Raw genomic sequence first — 15,819 nt, 5'->3', positions numbered from 1 at the left:
GATTGTCCCATCGGCATCGTTCGGCGGGAGAATCGGTCAAAATGGCAACCCAGTTCAAACAGGAAATCCTGCCCGCTCCCTTTGAGCAGCCGGCGATCCTGACGCTTGAACAATCGCTGTCGCTGGAAGTCAGCGAAGCCAACCGCCTCTATGCCCGGCACCTCAACCGGCATCTGCTGGGGCTTTATGGCATATTGGGCCTCGATGACCTCGATGTGCGGGCAGCGCAGGGCATAGTGTTGCATCTGGCCGATGGACGGGAGGTTCTGGATTTTTCGACCGGCATGGGCGCGGCAGGCCTCGGCCATAATCACCCCCGCATCGTCGCCGCCGAACAACTGTGCCATGCCCGGCAGGTGCTCGACATCATCAAGCTCGCCCCCCACAAATTGCAGGCGGCCTTGGCCTATAATCTGGCGCAAATCCTGCCCGATCCTCTGGACACCAGCTTCTTTTCCACCTCAGGCGCCGAAGCCAATGAAGCGGCAATGAAATTGGCAGAGCGCATCCAGACGCCAAAGGGTAAACGGAAATTCCTCTGCATGCGCGGTGCCTTCCACGGGAAGACGCATGGCGCGCTGTCGCTGACGACCGCAACCAATGTCCATACCGGTTTCCTGCTGGGTGTGCCCAAGGAGAATCTTATCTACATCCCCTATGGCGACATCGACGCGATGCACCGGGCGATCGCGGAGGAAAGCGGCGCAAACGGCAACAGCATCATCGCGGCCATTATCGAACCGATCCGTGGCACGGCCTGCGAGGTCCCCCCGGCCGGATATCTCAAGCAATTCGCCCAGCTTTGCCGCGATAATGACATATTGTCGATCTTCGACGAGGTGAAGGTCGGTTGCGGAAGGACTGGCCGTTTCTGCGCCTTCATGCACGAAGATGTGGTGCCGGACATGGTGACCCTTGCCAAGACTTTGGGCGGCGGAAAGCGGGCGATCGGCGCGATGGTGACTTCGCGCGCCCTGTTCGAACAGGCCTATGGCAATCGCAACGACTGCAACCTGCATAGCTCCACCTTCAGCGGGATCGGTGAAAGCTGCGCGGTCGCGATCGAGACGCTCAACACGCTCTATGAAGACGGGTTGATCGACAATGCGCGAGAAATGGGGGATTATCTGGAGGCAAGGCTGGAAGCGTTGCACATCAAATATCCGCGCACCCTCCTTGAAGTGCGCGGCCGGGGACTGTTCCGCGCCATCCGGGTCAATTTCCGTGAAGATTTGGCGGCCAAGCTGGTCGACGTGTCCAACAATCCCCTGTTCCTCACCTATCAGTCCGTGCTGATCGGCGCGCTCGCCCGGCAGCTTTTCGACCGGCATGGCGTCTTGGTGCATTTCCAGCCCGGCGCGCGGGACATGCTGCACTTCATGCCGCCCTTCACCGTCACCAAGGCAGAAATAGATCGGCTGGTGGATGGGCTCGACGATATCTTCGATCGCGGCATTCCGGACTCGGTGCTCCATTTCGTCGCTGGAAATGTGAAGCGCATCCTGGCTGGCTTCCGGGCAAAGCCGTGATGTATCCATTCCAACCCGATGAGGCTCTGGCCCGTGCCCGGTCCGGCATCGTGCTGGACCGGATCAGCGCGGGCGGCCTGCCGCTCCTCGCGCTTCTGCTGTTCCTGCTGGTGACGCACCACGGCATCGGCATCTGGCCGGACAGCACCCGCTACATGAGCCTGTCGAGCCAGCCTTGGGACGCACCGCTTTATCCTGCCTTGTTGCAACTGGTGGCCATGCCGGGCATCGACATCGTCAGGGGTGCCTGGGGCATCGGGCTGGTGCTGGCGCCGCTCAACGCCTTCCTCGCCTGGTATCTGATACGGACAGCAAGCGGCAGTCCAGCGGCGGCGGCCCTGGGCACCGCGATCATCATGATCGCGCCGCAGACGGTAACGCTGCATGGCCTCGCCATGTCGGAGCCACTGTTCCTTACCACCATCTATGGCACGCTGATCGCGCTTACCCGCTATCTGCGCGATGCGGATCGACGCTGGCTGATCATGGCGGGAATCGGCATTGGCCTTGCCTCTCTGGCACGCTTCACCGGCCCGGCGCTCGGCGCGGCGATCGCATTGTTCCTGCTGATGGATCCACGCCAGCCTTTGCCGGGCAGGTTAGCAAACATCCTCCGCATCCTCATCCCATCGGCCTTCATATTCTTTGGATGGGTTGCGCTGGGCGAAGCGGTGAATGGCAGGTCGACCGGCCGTCCGCTGGAGTGGCTGGGCAACATGACGGTGGCCGATTGGTGGCTGAGCTTCCACGCGATGACCGCGTGGCTCTTGCCGGACGATGTTCCAGGACCAGCGCGTGGCGCCGTGTTCCTCCTGGCGCTGGGTGCGGGCCTCTTCGCCGTGGCCCTTCATGGCCGCCGCGCGCTCGGGCGGACAGGTGGCGCGGATGTGTCCCTGCTCGCCGTGCCGCTGGCCCTGTTCTTCTTTACCTACCTCGCCTTCATGGTGCTCGCGACATCGATAGAGGCCAATCTCCACATGAATGGCCGCTATGCCTATCCGATCTATTGCACCAGCGTCATGGCGGCAGCGATCACGGTGGCGCAGCTGGACCGCGCATCCACGGCAGCACGCCTGCCGCGCTTCATCCTGATCGGCATTGGCTGCATGATGCTGGCCAGTCATGCCGCCCGCACGACCGTCCGCACCTACAATGATTATCACAAGGGCGTGGGCTATGCGGCGCTGGACTGGGTCCGGTCCCCCACGATCGCGGCGGTCGCGCGCTTGCCGCGGAATGCTGTCATCTACTCCAACGGCCCCGATGTCATCGGCTATCTGCTGCGTCGTCCGGCGCGCGACATTCCCATGCACATCAGCCTGCGCATCGGCCGGGAGGACGTGCAGTTCCCCTATGCCAGGCAACTGGCGTCAGCCAGCGCCGCGCTGGCGCGCGGCAATGCCTATGTCGTCTTCCTGAACGGGATCGACTTCCGCTTTTACATGGCGTCGGAGCGCGAGCTTGCCGATCGCCTGAACCTGGTACGCGTCGCCAAGCTGGAGGACGGCGCCATTTATCGACGCGCGTGGGGCAAGGAGGGCAACAATGAGTGAGGAAGCCATGACGGTCAGTCCAGTTCAGGCTCCACATGGACGGTGGCGCGATTATGTCGCCATCGCCCGGCTGGACCATATGACGAAGCATGTGTTCATCCTCCCGGGGATCGTGCTGGCCTATGTGCTGCGGGATCCGGCACAGGACCCGCGCCTTGTCACGCTGCTGCTGGGCCTGATCAGCGCCGTGGCGATCGCTTCGGCCAATTATGTGATCAATGAATGGCTGGATCGCGACTTCGACGCCTTTCACCCGCTCAAATCCGCTCGTACCGCAGTTCAAAGCAGCTTGTCGGCACCGATCGTCTATGCCGAATATCTGCTGCTGGTCGTCGTGGGCCTGTCGCTTGCGGTACAGTTGGGGGCGCTGTTCGCCTGGACTTCGGCGGCCTTCGTCCTGTCGGGCCTCATCTACAATGTGCCGCCGGTGCGTACCAAGGACCGCGTCTATCTGGACGTGATCAGCGAGAGCATCAACAATCCCATCCGCCTGATGCTGGGCTGGACGATGATCGAACCCTACAGCCGCGCGCCCGCGACCCTGCTGCTCGCCTACTGGATGGGTGGAGCGTTCCTGATGGCGGCAAAGCGGCTGGCCGAATATCGCGATATCAGCGAAACCGGCGGGGCTGACCTGTTGGCGCGCTATCGCCGGTCCTTCGCCAGCTACAATGCGGAAAATCTGGCAGTCTCCTGCATGCTCTATGCCATGCTGTCCGCATTCTTCGTCGCGGCGTTCCTGATCCGCTATCGGCAAGAATATATATTCGCCCTGCCGTTCATCGCCGTCCTGTTCGCCAGCTATTTCTGGCTGGCGATGCGGCGGGATTCGGTCGCGTCCCGCCCCGAACGGCTGTTCCGGTCGCGGCGGTTGATGATGGCGTCCTTCATCGTCATCGCCGCCCTTGCGGGGCTGTCCTTCATCGACATTCCGTCGATTGGCGAGCTGTCCTCCCCCAGCCATGTCTATGCCCGCCCGTGAAGACTGCCGTTCCCTGGGACAGGTTCGACCTGATCGTGTTCGACATGGACGGCACCTTGTACGACCAGCGGCGCCTGCGACGGCGCATGGCCGGGCTGCTCGCGCGGGAGGCTATTCGCAGCCGCAGCCTGCATGTGATGCGCACGCTGTCGGCCTATCGCAGGAAGCGCGAAGCCATGGGCGAGGTCATGGCGAGCGACTTCGCCGACGCGCAATATGCCTTGCCCGGCCATCAACCGGACAGGGTGCGCGCCATCGTCGCCGACTGGATGGAGCAGCGCCCGCTCCCCTTGTTGCGCGACTGCCGCACGCCGGGAGCGGGATCGCTGTTCGCCCGGCTGGCGGAGCGCCATGTGCTGGCCGTCTTTTCCGACTATCGCCCCGAAGGAAAGCTGACCGCCCTGGGCCTGTCGGCGCATTTGTGCGTGACGGCGGAGGATGTCGGCCGCCTGAAGCCCGACCCGGCAGGCCTGCTATGGCTGATCGATCAGGCGAAGACCGTGCCCGCCCGCACCTTGATGATCGGCGACCGCGATGACCGGGACGGGGAAGCGGCGCGGCGGATCGGCGTGCAATCCCTGATCCGTGGCCGGGACTTCCGTCATTTTCGTGAGCCGATGTTCCGCCATGATGCCTGATGCCCGCTCCGCCATTCGCGCACTCGTCGAGGCGGTCGCGCGGCGGGAGAGAGGCGATGCCGCGCAACCGGACGTGGCGCTCCGGTTCGTCACGGACAGCCTTGGTGGCATGCCCGGCTATCTCCGCCCGCCCCTCCATCTGGCGACGCTTGCATTCGACGCCTGGCCGATCGTCTCGCGGGGCCGGCCATTCCACCGCCTGCGCCACGAAGAACGGCTGCGGCAGATCGATGCGTGGGAGCGATCCGTCCTTGGGCCGTGCCGCATGCTCATGACCCTCTATGTCAGCCTGACGCTGTTCGGACTGTGGCCCGACGACCAGGACGAGAAGAGCGGACAGCAGGAGAACAGGCGCTATGGCTGACCGGCTTCGCGTCGATGTGGCGGTCCTGGGTTCGGGGCCCGGCGGATCAGTCACCGCAGCGCTATGCGCGGAGGCAGGTTTCCAGACGCTGCTGCTGGAGGAAGGGCCCGACCTCCCGCTGGACGCATGCAGGCATTTTTCCGGCGAAGAGATCGTGCGCAAATATCGCAACAGGGGTCTCAGCCTCGCCTTCGGTAAACCATCGATCAGCTATATGGAGGGATGCTGCGTCGGGGGCGGGAGCGAGGTCAATCGCGGGCTCTACCATCGCACGCCCGCCTATGTGCTGGACCGGTGGGCGCGCGAGTATCAGGTCGATGCGCTGACGCCCGACGCGCTCGCGCCGCATTTCGACGCCTGCGAGGCGAGGGCCAGGGTCGCGGGCCTCCCAGGACGAGCGCCCCCTTTGTCCCAGCGGCTGGGCGATGGCGGCGCGGCCCTTGGATGGGACAGCATGCAGGCGCCCCGGCTGTTCGACTATGCCAGCGGACGAAAGCAGTCGATGAGCGAAACCTTCATCCCGCAATTCCGCCGTGCAGGCGGCGATCTGATGGCGGGAACGCGGGCGCTGCGCATCGCCCGCACCAACCGGCGATGGCGGGTCAGCGCCGTCCGCGACCGGCGACCGCTGGAGATAGAGGCCGATGGCCTGTTCGTCGCGTGCGGAGCGGTCCAGACGCCTGCGCTGCTGCGCCGGTCCGGCATCCGGCACAATGTCGGGAACAGCCTGCGCTTTCATCCGATGCTGAAGGCGGTTGCCCTGTTCAGCGACGCGGTGAACCGGCCCGGCGATCCCGATCCCGTCCACCAGATCAAGGCATTCGAGCCGCGCTTCGGCATTGGCTGCTCGATCAGTTCGCCCGCCCTCCTCGCGCTCGCGCTGGGGGGCAACCCGGCGATGCGCGCCCACATTGCGCAGGCTTCGGATCGGATGGGGCTCTATTATGTGCAGAACGGCAGCGGCCATGCGCGGGTCAGGTGCCTGCCGGGCGCGCGTGATCCGTTCGTGTCGGTGGCGCATGAAAGAAATGAGCTGGAGGCGCTGTATGACGGGCTCCGCCATCTGCTGCGCGCCCTTTTCGCCGCCGGGGCAGAGGCGGTTCAGCCCTGCCTGCCCGGCCTTCCCATGCTGCGATCGGCTGCTGAAATGGACGCGCTCCCCGCGAGCCTGCCCCGCAAGTCGGCATCGCTCTCTTCGGTGCATGTCTTCGCCTCCTGCCCGATGGGAGGCAATCAGCGGATCACCGCGACCGACAGCTGGGGACGGGTGCATGGCGTGGACGGGTTGCGCATCGCCGACGCATCATTGATGTGCGGCCCGACCATCGCCAATCCGCAAGGATCGGTCATGGCCATCGCCCATCGCAACGCACTTCATGCGATTGAAAGGCGGTTCGCTTGACCACGCACCTCGTGACCGGCGGATCGGGCTTCATCGGCTCCCGTATCGCCTTACGCCTGCATCAGGCCGGGGATAAGGTGCGCGTGCTGGATATCGTCCGCGATCCCGGACTGCCGCCGGACATCGAATTTCATCAGGGCAGCGTCTGCGATCGCGCCACCGTTGCCCGCGCAATGCGGGGCGTGGACGTGCTGCATCATCATGCCGCCCTGGTTGCGCAGTCCAACGCCGGCAGCCGCTACCAGCAGGTCAATGTCGATGGGTCGCGCATCGTCGCGCAAGAGGCTGTCCGGGCCGGAACAAGCGCATTCGTGCATGTGAGCAGCACTGCCATCTTCGGCTTGCCCCCCAAAGGCGCGATCACTGGCGCGACTATGCCCCGCCCGTTCGAACCCTATGGCCGGTCGAAATTGGCGGCAGAACGCATCGTGTCGGACATTTGCGGCGCGGCGGGCATAGCGCTCACCATCATCCGGCCCCGGGCCACCTTGGGCAAAGGCAGGCTCGGCATCTACCAGATCCTCTTTCAATGGATCGCGGAAGGGCGGCGGCTGTTCATCATCGGCGATGGATCGAACCGGATGCAGTTCATCCATGCGGACGATCTGGTCGATTTCATCCTGCTGGTCCTCACTCGGGGGCAATCAGGCACCTATAATGTGGGAACCAACCGCTTCGGCACCTTGCGGCACGATCTTGAAGGATTGATCGCCCATGCTGGCAGCCCTTCGCGCATCGTCGGCCTGCCGGCCACGCCCGCCATGGCCGCACTGGGCCTGCTTCGCCGGATGCGGCTATCGCCGCTCGTCCCATGGCAATATCGGACCTATCATCGCGACTGCTGGTTCGATACCGCGCCGCTTGAAGAGCTTGGCTGGACAGCCCGCTATTCGAATGCGGACATGCTGGCGGAAAGCTATGACTGGTTCTGCACGCATCACGCTGCCGAACGCGGCGCCTCCGCGCATCGGTCGGCCGTCGATCAACATATGATCGGACTGCTACGCCGTCTTTCCTGACCCGCTGAGCGGCAGCCACAGGATCGCGAACAACGCCGTCGGTGCCCACAGCAGAAGATGCGCCAGCAGCAGGACAGCGGCGGCAAATCCCGGCTCCACGCCACTGCGCGAAAAAATCTCCAGCCCGAACAGTTCGAACGTGCCGAAATGGCCCGGCAAACCGGGAAACAGGGTGCCAAGCGTGCTGCCGACGAAGGCGGCCATGGGCGCCGCCCACCGCTCCATAGCGCCGTTCAGGCTGATCCACGCGCCCATCATGACCATCGCTTCCAGCAACCAGCAGAGGAGCGACATGGCCGTCAGACCGGCCAGCAGCCGCAGCGACCGCAGCATCTGGAAACAACCGATGGCGGACACCAGCCATGCCAGCCATTTGTGGCGCATGCTGCCCGCCTTTTCCGCCATGCGGCTCCCGATCAGCACCAGCAATCCGGCCACGCCGCAGACAAGGATCAGCAGCATCAGGCAGAAAAGCCAGTCGCCCGCAACGTGCCATGCGAAGATGCCAAGGCCCAGCAGCAGAAGTGTGAACAGGTCGAAAAAGCGCTCTACCATCATCGCCCCAAGCACGGTTCCAGACCGCAGCCCCATGTTCCGCTGGAACCAGAGCAGGCGGAACACATCCCCCGCGCGCAAGGGCAGCAGGTCGCTGATCCCGAAGCTGGCGATGAACGGACCAGGCACCCTGGCCCAGGGCAAGCTTTGCCCGGACGCCCGCATCAGCAACAGCCAGAAGCGGGCCGCGCGTAGCAGGAAGTCGGCGGCGTAAGCGGCAAGCGCGATCGACAGCGGCAGGATGGACGCCCGGCCGGCGGCCGCGAGGGCGGGGCCCAGATCCACTTGCCGCAAGAAGAGCCAGAGAAATGCAACCCCGACAGCGACGTGCAGGACAAGGCGAACGGGTGCCCGCCGCCCTTCCCGGGCGCACCAATCGCCAAGCGCCAGAAGCTGTGAACCCGTCTGATTCCACCAGGTCGTATCGGATGCCATTCAACGGTGATAGTTGACGGGTCCGCGCATGTCTTTGGCGCGAAAGTCTTACCCAAAAGGTTTCGGCTTCTCCTTATCGCGCACCCTTTGAGAAGGCTTACCCCGCCTTTGCGGCGGCATGCTTCCCGGCGATCCAGGCAAATACCATGGATGGCCCCAGGGTCGCGCCCGCGCCCGGATAGGTCCGGCCCATGACCGGCGCGGCGCAGTTGCCAGCGGCGTACAGTCCTTCGATCACGCTGCCATCGGCGCGAAGGACCCGCGCATGTTCGTCCGCCATCAACCCGCCCTTGGTGCTGAGATCGCCGGGATAGAAGCGGGTGGCGTAAAATGGCGCTTTGTCGATCGGGCCGAAGGACGGATTGGGCCGGTTGTTGGGATCGCCATAATATTGATCATAGACATTGTCGCCACGGCCGAAATCTTCGTCGACGCCCTTTTGCGCCATGGCGTTTACGTGTTGCACCGTCCGGTTCAATCCATCCGCGTCGATGCCGCATTTCTCCGCCAATTCGCCAAGCGTCGGCGCCTTGATGAAGAAGCCGCTCTTCAAAAATTCGCCATTCACTCCCGGAGGCGTGGAGCCGAAGAAATAGCGGCTGCGATAGCGGTTGTCGAAGATGAGCCAGCTTGGCACCGCGCTGACGCTCTTGTCACGGTCCAGCATGGCACGGCCCGCATCCACATAGGACGCCGCTTCATTCGTGTAGCGCTGGCCGGACGCATCGACGATGATCGATCCGGGCAAGGTGCGCTCCCAGATCCCGGCATTGATGGTGCCATCGGGCAGGATCGATACCGGATACCAGGTGGCTGCGTCCATCAGCGCGAGATCGGCGCCAGCCTGTGCCCCGATCTGCTGGCCATCGCCCGTGTCGTCGGGGCTGGCCGGGCTCCATCGGCCGTCCACTTCCTGAAACTGCCTGCGATAGCTGCTGTTCTTTGCGAAGCCGCCGGTGGCGAGCAACACGCCGTGCGGGGCCATGAACCGTTGTTCGGCAGGCCCTTCGCCCGCGACCACGCCCACGACCCGATCGCCATCCTTGATCAGCGATTTGATCGGCGTATCAAGCAGGACGGGTATTCCCAGCCTTTGGACGATCGCCATCAGCTGCGCGACCAGCGTCGGCCCCATCGAAAGGGGTTCGCGCCCGCGCACCCGCCAGGCCAGCGTCCGCCCCATCATGCGCATGGCGGCGGAAAAGGACTTGAACGACCGCAGCATGGTCGGAACCTGGGGGGCGTCATCCGTGCTCATCACCATCGACGGCATGCCGGACGTGCGCATGGTCTTGAGCCAGCCCGCCAGTTTATTTCCGTCGAAGCTCACTCCCTCCAGCGTGCGGCCGACGCGCGCGCCCGGCTGATCCTGGTGATAGTCGGGGTATCGCGGCGCCCGGCGCCAGCCCAGCCCCTGTGCTTCCAGGCCCCGTACCATGTCCGGACCAGCATTCAGATAAGCGGTCTTGCGTTCCCGGCTGCTGGCCGGGCCGACATCGCCGATGGTTGCTTCCATATAGGCGAACGCGGCGTCAAAACTGTCTTCGATCCCGTCCCGCTGCATCAGGTGGTTGTTGGGAATCCAGACGCCGCCGCCGGAAAGAGCGCTGGTGCCGCCCCAGCAGGACGCCTTTTCGATAATGATCGGGTTGAGGCCGCTGAGCTTGGCGGAAATCGCGCCCGCAAGGCCGCCCGCGCCCGTCCCCACCACGATAAAATCCGCTTTCGCCATCATCGAACGCCTTGCCCCTTTTTCGCGGTCCTGCCGCTGCTAATCGCACTCTCGCGATCGATTCTGGCAGTCCCCTAACGTAAGGGCCTTTGGCGATGCAAGGAAATGGCGCAATGTCAGCTATTGCTGCCCTTGATCAAGGTCATGCGCAGGCATTGGCACACGATTTCGTCACGCTGGTTGATCATGCGGTGCGCGAAGGTGACAATTCCCGCGCCTGGGCGGGACTTGCTGGCTTTTAGCTCCATCACCTCGGTTTCCGCGCGGAGCGTGTCGCCGATGAAGACCGGCTTTGGCATGACGAGCTTGTCATAGCCAAGGTTCGCGATCAGCGTGCCAAGCGTCGTGTCGCCAACCGTCAGGCCGATCATCAGCGCGAAGGTGAAAGTGCCGTTGACCAGGATCTGGCCAAACTCGCTCGCCTTGGCCGCCTCCACGTCGATGTGCAGCGGCTGCGGATTATGCGTCATGGTCGAAAAGAGGAGGTTGTCCGTCTCCGTCACAGTGCGGCGGATCTCGTGGCGCAGCGTCTCGCCCATCTGCCACTGGTCGAAAAACTTGCCCGCCATCAGGCCGCATCCCCCTTCTCTATCTTCACCAGCAGCGCGCCCTCGCTCACCTGTGCGCCTTCGCTGGCGTTGAGTTGCGCGATCGTGCCGTCGAAAGGCGCGACGAGGCAATGTTCCATCTTCATCGCTTCGAGCGTCAAGAGCTTTTGCCCCTTGGTGACCGCCTCCCCCGCCGCGACGGCGACGGCGATGATGCGCCCCGGCATCGGCGAAAGGATCGCACCGTCCCCCGCGTCCGTCCCCGCCGCTCCACCGGCGCGCCACGGCGCGAGACGCCAGACCTGGCCACCCTCCGCCACCAGCACATCGTCAGCGCCGTCGCCGCCCTGACAGGGATCATAGGCGATCGTCACCGCCTCCCCATCCAGCAGGAACATGCCTTCGCGCCGCACCGGGGCGTTGAGACGAAAGCCAGCAAGGCCGCCGCCCCGCGACAGGCTGGCGGCGGCATCGGCGAGCGCTTCCTCGCTTGGCCGGGCGGGCGGCATCAGCGCCTCGCCCGCACGCTCGATCAGCCCGGTGTCCAGCCGCGCGGCGGCGAAATCGGGATGCTCCAGCGCCTTCATGAGAAAAGCGGCATTGGTCTTGAGCGGCCAGACCGCGCTTTCATCCAGCGCCTGCGCCAGCGCCGATCGGGCGGCATCGCGGGTCGCACCATGCGCAATAACCTTGGCGATCATCGGGTCGTAGAAAGGGGAAATTTCCGCGCCCTGATTCACACCGGTATCGACGCGCACGTTCCGGTCGTTGAGCTCAAAGACGTCGAGCCTGCCGATCGAGGGCAGGAATCCCTTGGCCGGGTCCTCCGCATAGAGGCGTGCCTCCATCGCCCAGCCGTCGATCGACAGTTCCTCCTGGCTCTTCGACAGCTTTTCTCCGCAAGCGACCCGAAGCTGCCATTCGACCAGGTCCTGGCCCGTAATCGCTTCGGTAACGGGATGCTCGACCTGCAACCGCGTGTTCATCTCCATGAACCAGATGCGGTCGGCCTTCAGACCCTCCGAACCATCGGCGATGAATTCGATCGTGCCCGCGCCGACATAGTTTACCGCCTTCGCCGCATTCACCGCCGCCCGGCAGACCGCCGCGCGCGTTTCCGCGTCCATCCCTGGCGCAGGCGCTTCCTCGATCACCTTCTGGTGACGGCGCTGGAGCGAGCAGTCGCGTTCGAACAGATGGACGACATTGCCATGAACGTCGCCGAATATCTGCACCTCGATATGGCGCGGGTTGGTGATCCATTTTTCCAGCAGCACGGCGTCATTACCGAAGCTCGACGCCGCCTCGCGCTGGCAGGAAAGCAGCGCGTCGGCAAAGTCTGCGGCGCTGTCGACCTTGCGCATGCCCTTGCCGCCACCGCCCGCCACTGCCTTGATCAGCACGGGATAGCCGATCGCGTCGGCTTCTTGCCCGAGCCGCTCCGGGGACTGATCGTCGCCCAGATAGCCGGGCGTGGTCGGCACTCCCGCATCCTGCATCAGCGTCTTGGCCGCGTCCTTCAGCCCCATGGCGGTAATCGAGGACGGATTGGGCCCGACCCAGATCAGTCCCGCATCAATGACGGCCTGCGCAAACGCGGCATTTTCCGAAAGGAAGCCATAGCCCGGATGGATCGCCTCCGCGCCGGTCTGCCTGGCCGCGGCGATGATCCTTTCGCCCAGCAGATAGGATTCCCGAACCGGCGATGGCCCGATATGCACCGCCTCGTCGGCAGAGCGAACGTGCAGCGCTTCCGCGTCGGCATCGGAATAGACCGCGACGGTGCGGATGCCCAGCCGCCGCGCGGTGCGGATGATCCGGCAAGCGATTTCGCCGCGATTGGCGATGAGAAGAGACTGGATCACAGGGATTTCCCAACTTCGTCACGCTGAACTTGTTTCAGCATCCATTTGGCGGCAGGCCCAGGGCCGTCATGGAAAAGCAGCCTTGCGTCTACATTCTCAGCAGCAGGCCCTATGGGACGATCTACATAGGCGTCACCTCCAACCTGATGTCCCGGTTGCACCAGCATCTTGGCAACGCTCTTCCCGGATTCACCGCGCGCTATGCGGTGCATCAGCTTGTCCGATTCGAGATGTTCGGCGACATGGAACGCGCAATCCTGCGCGAGAAGCAGCTGAAGCGATGGCACCGCCAGTGGAAGATCAATCTGATCGAAAGCGACAACCCGCATTGGGCGGACCTTGCGCCGTCGCTCGGGCTTCCTCCGCTGCGGCCCGATGGATGCTGAAACACGTTCAGCATGACGATAACGAGTAAACATACCGTCCTTCACATCCTGAAGATGCCGAACTGCGGCCGTTCGGCGATCGGCGCGTTCAGCGTCGCGGCGAAGGCGAGGCCCAGTACGTCGCGGGTCTGCGCCGGATCGACGATGCCATCGTCCCACAGGCGCGCGGTGGCATAATAGGGATTGCCTTCCTGCTCATATTTTTCGCGGATCGGCGCCTTGAAGGCTTCGGCTTGCTCGGGCGACCATTTGGCCGCATCGCGATGCACGGTGGCGAGCACCGATGCGGCCTGTTCGCCGCCCATCACCGAAATGCGCGCATTGGGCCAGGTGAAGAGGAAGCGCGGCTGATAGGCCCGGCCGCACATGCCGTAATTGCCCGCGCCAAAGCTGCCGCCGATCAGCAGCGTGATCTTGGGCACCTGCGCCGTCGCGACCGCCGTCACCAGCTTCGCGCCATTCTTGGCAATCCCCTCCGCCTCATATTTCCCCCCGACCATGAAGCCGGAGATATTCTGGAGGAAGAGCAGCGGAATACGCCGCTGGCAGGCAAGCTCGATGAAATGCGCGCCCTTGACCGCGCTCTCGCTGAACAACACGCCATTATTGGCGAGGATCGCGACCGGTATGCCCCAGATATGCGCAAAGCCGCAGACGAGCGTGGTGCCGTAAAGCGCCTTGAATTCATGAAATTCGCTGCCGTCGACGATGCGCGCAATCACCTCGCGCACGTCATAGGGCGCGCGGACATCCTGGGGCACGATGCCGTAGAGATCGCGCGGATCATATTTGGGCGGCTTCACACCGCGCAGATTGACGACGGGCGTTAAGTCCGGCGCAAGCGTCGAGATGATGTCGCGCACGATCGAAAGCGCATGGTCGTCATTGTCCGCGACATGATCCACCACGCCGGACTTGCGGCCATGCAGGTCGCCGCCGCCCAGATCCTCGGCCGAAATGACTTCGCCCGTCGCCGCCTGCACCAGCGGCGGCCCGGCGAGGAAGATTGTGCCCTGATTGCGCACGATCACGGTTTCGTCGGACATGGCGGGGACATAGGCGCCGCCGGCCGTGCAGCTTCCCATGACGCAGGCGATTTGCGGGATGCCGCGCGCCGACAGGTTCGCCTGATTGTAGAAGATGCGGCCGAAATGCTCCTTGTCGGGGAAAACGTCCGCCTGGTTGGGCAGGTTCGCGCCGCCACTGTCGACCAGATAAATGCAGGGCAGCCGGTTTTCTAGCGCGATCTCCTGCGCGCGCAGATGCTTCTTGACGGTCAAGGGATAATAGGTGCCGCCCTTCACCGTCGCATCGTTGCAGACGATCATCACCTGACGGCCGGACACCCGGCCGATGCCCGTAATGATGCCCGCGCCGGGCACTTCGTCATGATAAAGGCCGTTGGCGGCAAGCTGGCCTATTTCCAGAAAGGGCGATCCCGGATCGAGCAGCCGTTCCACCCGATCGCGGGGCAGCAGCTTGCCGCGCGCCACATGTTTGGCACGGGCATTTTCCGAACCACCCAAGCCAGCGGCGGCGACCCTTTCACGCAGTTGCTCGGCCAGCGCGCGATTATGCGCGGCGTTCGCGCGAAAGCCCTCTCCTTCCCGCGAAAGCTTCGTATCCAGAACCGGCGCGCTCATGCCCCGATCAACTCCCGGCCGATCAGCATCCGGCGGATTTCATTGGTCCCCGCGCCGATATCCAGCAGCTTGGCGTCGCGCATATAGCGTTCGACCGGCCAATCCTTGGTATAGCCCGCCCCGCCCAGCGCCTGCACCGCTTCCAGCGCGGTCTTCATCGCATTTTCCGACGCCAGCAGGATCGCGCCCGCCGCATCGAAACGCGTCGTCCTGCCCGCGTCACACGCCTTCGCCACGGCATAAACATAAGCGCGGGCGCTGTTGAGCGCGACATACATGTCCGCGATCTTCGCCTGCATCAGCTGGAACGCGCCGATTGGCTTTCCGAACTGCCTGCGCTCCCGGACATAGGGCAGCACCACGTCGAGGCAGGCCTGCATGATGCCAAGCTGGATGCCCGACAGCACGGTGCGCTCATAATCGAGCCCCGACATCAGCACACCCGCGCCGCCGCTCAACGGGCCCATGATATTCTCTTCCGGGACTTCGCAATCCTCGAACACCAGTTCCGATGTAGGCGATCCGCGCATCCCCACCTTCGCGATCTTCTGCCCGATCGAAAAGCCCTTCATCCCCTTTTCAACGATGAAGGTGGTGATGCCCTTCGATCCTTCGCCGGTCTTGGCGTAGACGACCAGCGTGTCGGCATAAGCCGCGTTGGTGATCCAGAATTTGGTGCCGTTGAGAATGTAGCGATCGCCCTTCTTCTGCGCCTTCAGCTTCATCGACATGACGTCGGAGCCTGCTCCCGCTTCCGACATGGCGAGGCTGCCGACATGCTCGCCAGAGATCAGCTTGGGCAGATATCTGGCCTTTTGCGCTTCATTGCCCCAACGGCGCAGCTGATTGACGCAAAGGTTGGAATGCGCGCCATAGGACAGGCCGATGGAGGCCGATGCACGCGCCACCTCCTCCTGTGCGACGACATGCTCCAGATAGCCCAGGCCAAGGCCGCCAAACTCCTCCTCAACGGTGATGCCGTGCAGGCCCAGATCGCCCATAGCGGTCCATAGTTCGTCGCGGGGAAACCAGTCCTTCTCATCGATCTCCGCCGCGAGCGGGGCGATCCTGTCAGCGGCAAAGCGGGCGGCGCTCTCCCGGATCATGTCGGCATTGTCGCCCAGGGCAAAATCGAAATCGGTCATGGAAAACTCTCCTGCCGCCATGC

14 protein-coding genes are annotated in these 15,819 nt (G+C 63.9%); 8 read left to right on the top strand and 6 right to left on the bottom strand.

Features of this window, described 5'->3' with window-relative positions:
• Positions 1-41: 41 nt before the first annotated feature.
• The 7 genes from NCHOL11_RS13980 to NCHOL11_RS13950 are packed head-to-tail and all read left to right on the top strand — an operon-like array spanning position 42 to position 7,487.
• Positions 42-1,529: an aspartate aminotransferase family protein gene (locus NCHOL11_RS13980; RefSeq protein WP_097093165.1), complete on the top strand. Its 1,488-nt coding sequence runs from the start codon at positions 42-44 to the stop codon at positions 1,527-1,529.
• The gene (locus NCHOL11_RS13975; protein WP_097093164.1) at positions 1,529-3,082 is read left to right on the top strand and encodes an ArnT family glycosyltransferase; all 1,554 of its coding nucleotides are present in this window, start codon (positions 1,529-1,531) and stop codon (positions 3,080-3,082) included. The genes NCHOL11_RS13980 and NCHOL11_RS13975 overlap by 1 nt, the downstream gene beginning before the upstream one ends.
• Positions 3,075-4,064 carry a UbiA family prenyltransferase gene (locus NCHOL11_RS13970; protein ID WP_097093163.1) on the top strand — a complete coding sequence of 330 codons (990 nt, stop codon included), beginning with the start codon at positions 3,075-3,077 and terminating at the stop codon, positions 4,062-4,064. The genes NCHOL11_RS13975 and NCHOL11_RS13970 overlap by 8 nt, the downstream gene beginning before the upstream one ends.
• Positions 4,061-4,702 (top strand): HAD family hydrolase, encoded by a 642-nt coding sequence (locus NCHOL11_RS13965; RefSeq protein WP_097093162.1) that lies wholly within the window; start codon positions 4,061-4,063, stop codon positions 4,700-4,702. Before NCHOL11_RS13970 ends, NCHOL11_RS13965 begins: the two co-directional genes overlap by 4 nt.
• On the top strand, positions 4,692-5,066 hold the full coding sequence (locus NCHOL11_RS13960) for a hypothetical protein (RefSeq protein WP_097093161.1): 375 nt from the start codon (positions 4,692-4,694) through the stop codon (positions 5,064-5,066). Before NCHOL11_RS13965 ends, NCHOL11_RS13960 begins: the two co-directional genes overlap by 11 nt.
• The gene (locus NCHOL11_RS13955; RefSeq protein ID WP_097093160.1) at positions 5,059-6,468 is read left to right on the top strand and encodes a GMC family oxidoreductase; all 1,410 of its coding nucleotides are present in this window, start codon (positions 5,059-5,061) and stop codon (positions 6,466-6,468) included. The genes NCHOL11_RS13960 and NCHOL11_RS13955 overlap by 8 nt, the downstream gene beginning before the upstream one ends.
• A complete protein-coding gene (locus tag NCHOL11_RS13950; protein ID WP_097093159.1) occupies positions 6,465-7,487 on the top strand; it encodes an NAD-dependent epimerase/dehydratase family protein in 1,023 nt (340 codons plus the stop codon). Before NCHOL11_RS13955 ends, NCHOL11_RS13950 begins: the two co-directional genes overlap by 4 nt.
• On the opposite strand, the gene NCHOL11_RS13945 is transcribed toward NCHOL11_RS13950, so the two are convergent.
• From NCHOL11_RS13945 to NCHOL11_RS13930, 4 genes are all read right to left on the bottom strand, one after another.
• Entirely contained in the window at positions 7,470-8,477 is a 1,008-nt protein-coding gene (locus NCHOL11_RS13945) for a lysylphosphatidylglycerol synthase transmembrane domain-containing protein (RefSeq protein WP_097093158.1), read from the bottom strand. The two genes, NCHOL11_RS13950 and NCHOL11_RS13945, sit on opposite strands and share 18 nt — an antisense overlap.
• A 97-nt stretch (positions 8,478-8,574) precedes the next feature.
• Positions 8,575-10,209: an FAD-binding protein gene (locus tag NCHOL11_RS13940; protein ID WP_176502286.1), complete on the bottom strand. Its 1,635-nt coding sequence runs from the start codon at positions 10,207-10,209 to the stop codon at positions 8,575-8,577.
• 116 nt (positions 10,210-10,325) lie between these two features.
• Positions 10,326-10,778: a MaoC family dehydratase gene (locus NCHOL11_RS13935; protein ID WP_097093156.1), complete on the bottom strand. Its 453-nt coding sequence runs from the start codon at positions 10,776-10,778 to the stop codon at positions 10,326-10,328.
• Positions 10,778-12,622: an acetyl/propionyl/methylcrotonyl-CoA carboxylase subunit alpha gene (locus NCHOL11_RS13930; RefSeq protein WP_097093155.1), complete on the bottom strand. Its 1,845-nt coding sequence runs from the start codon at positions 12,620-12,622 to the stop codon at positions 10,778-10,780. Before NCHOL11_RS13930 ends, NCHOL11_RS13935 begins: the two co-directional genes overlap by 1 nt.
• 68 nt (positions 12,623-12,690) lie before the next feature.
• On the opposite strand from NCHOL11_RS13930, the gene NCHOL11_RS13925 reads away from it, so the two are divergent.
• On the top strand, positions 12,691-13,008 hold the full coding sequence (locus tag NCHOL11_RS13925) for a GIY-YIG nuclease family protein (protein ID WP_097093154.1): 318 nt from the start codon (positions 12,691-12,693) through the stop codon (positions 13,006-13,008).
• Between the two features lie 41 nt (positions 13,009-13,049).
• On the opposite strand, the gene NCHOL11_RS13920 is transcribed toward NCHOL11_RS13925, so the two are convergent.
• On the bottom strand, positions 13,050-14,651 hold the full coding sequence (locus tag NCHOL11_RS13920; RefSeq protein WP_097093153.1) for a carboxyl transferase domain-containing protein: 1,602 nt from the start codon (positions 14,649-14,651) through the stop codon (positions 13,050-13,052).
• Positions 14,648-15,796 (bottom strand): isovaleryl-CoA dehydrogenase, encoded by a 1,149-nt coding sequence (locus NCHOL11_RS13915; RefSeq protein WP_097093330.1) that lies wholly within the window; start codon positions 15,794-15,796, stop codon positions 14,648-14,650. The genes NCHOL11_RS13920 and NCHOL11_RS13915 overlap by 4 nt, the downstream gene beginning before the upstream one ends.
• Positions 15,797-15,819: the final 23 nt, after the last annotated feature.

The sequence above is a fragment of the Novosphingobium sp. Chol11 genome, from assembly GCF_900218065.1.
GTDB lineage: Bacteria > Pseudomonadota > Alphaproteobacteria > Sphingomonadales > Sphingomonadaceae > Sphingobium > Sphingobium agri.
This window is presented reverse-complemented; position numbering and strand designations above follow the sequence as displayed.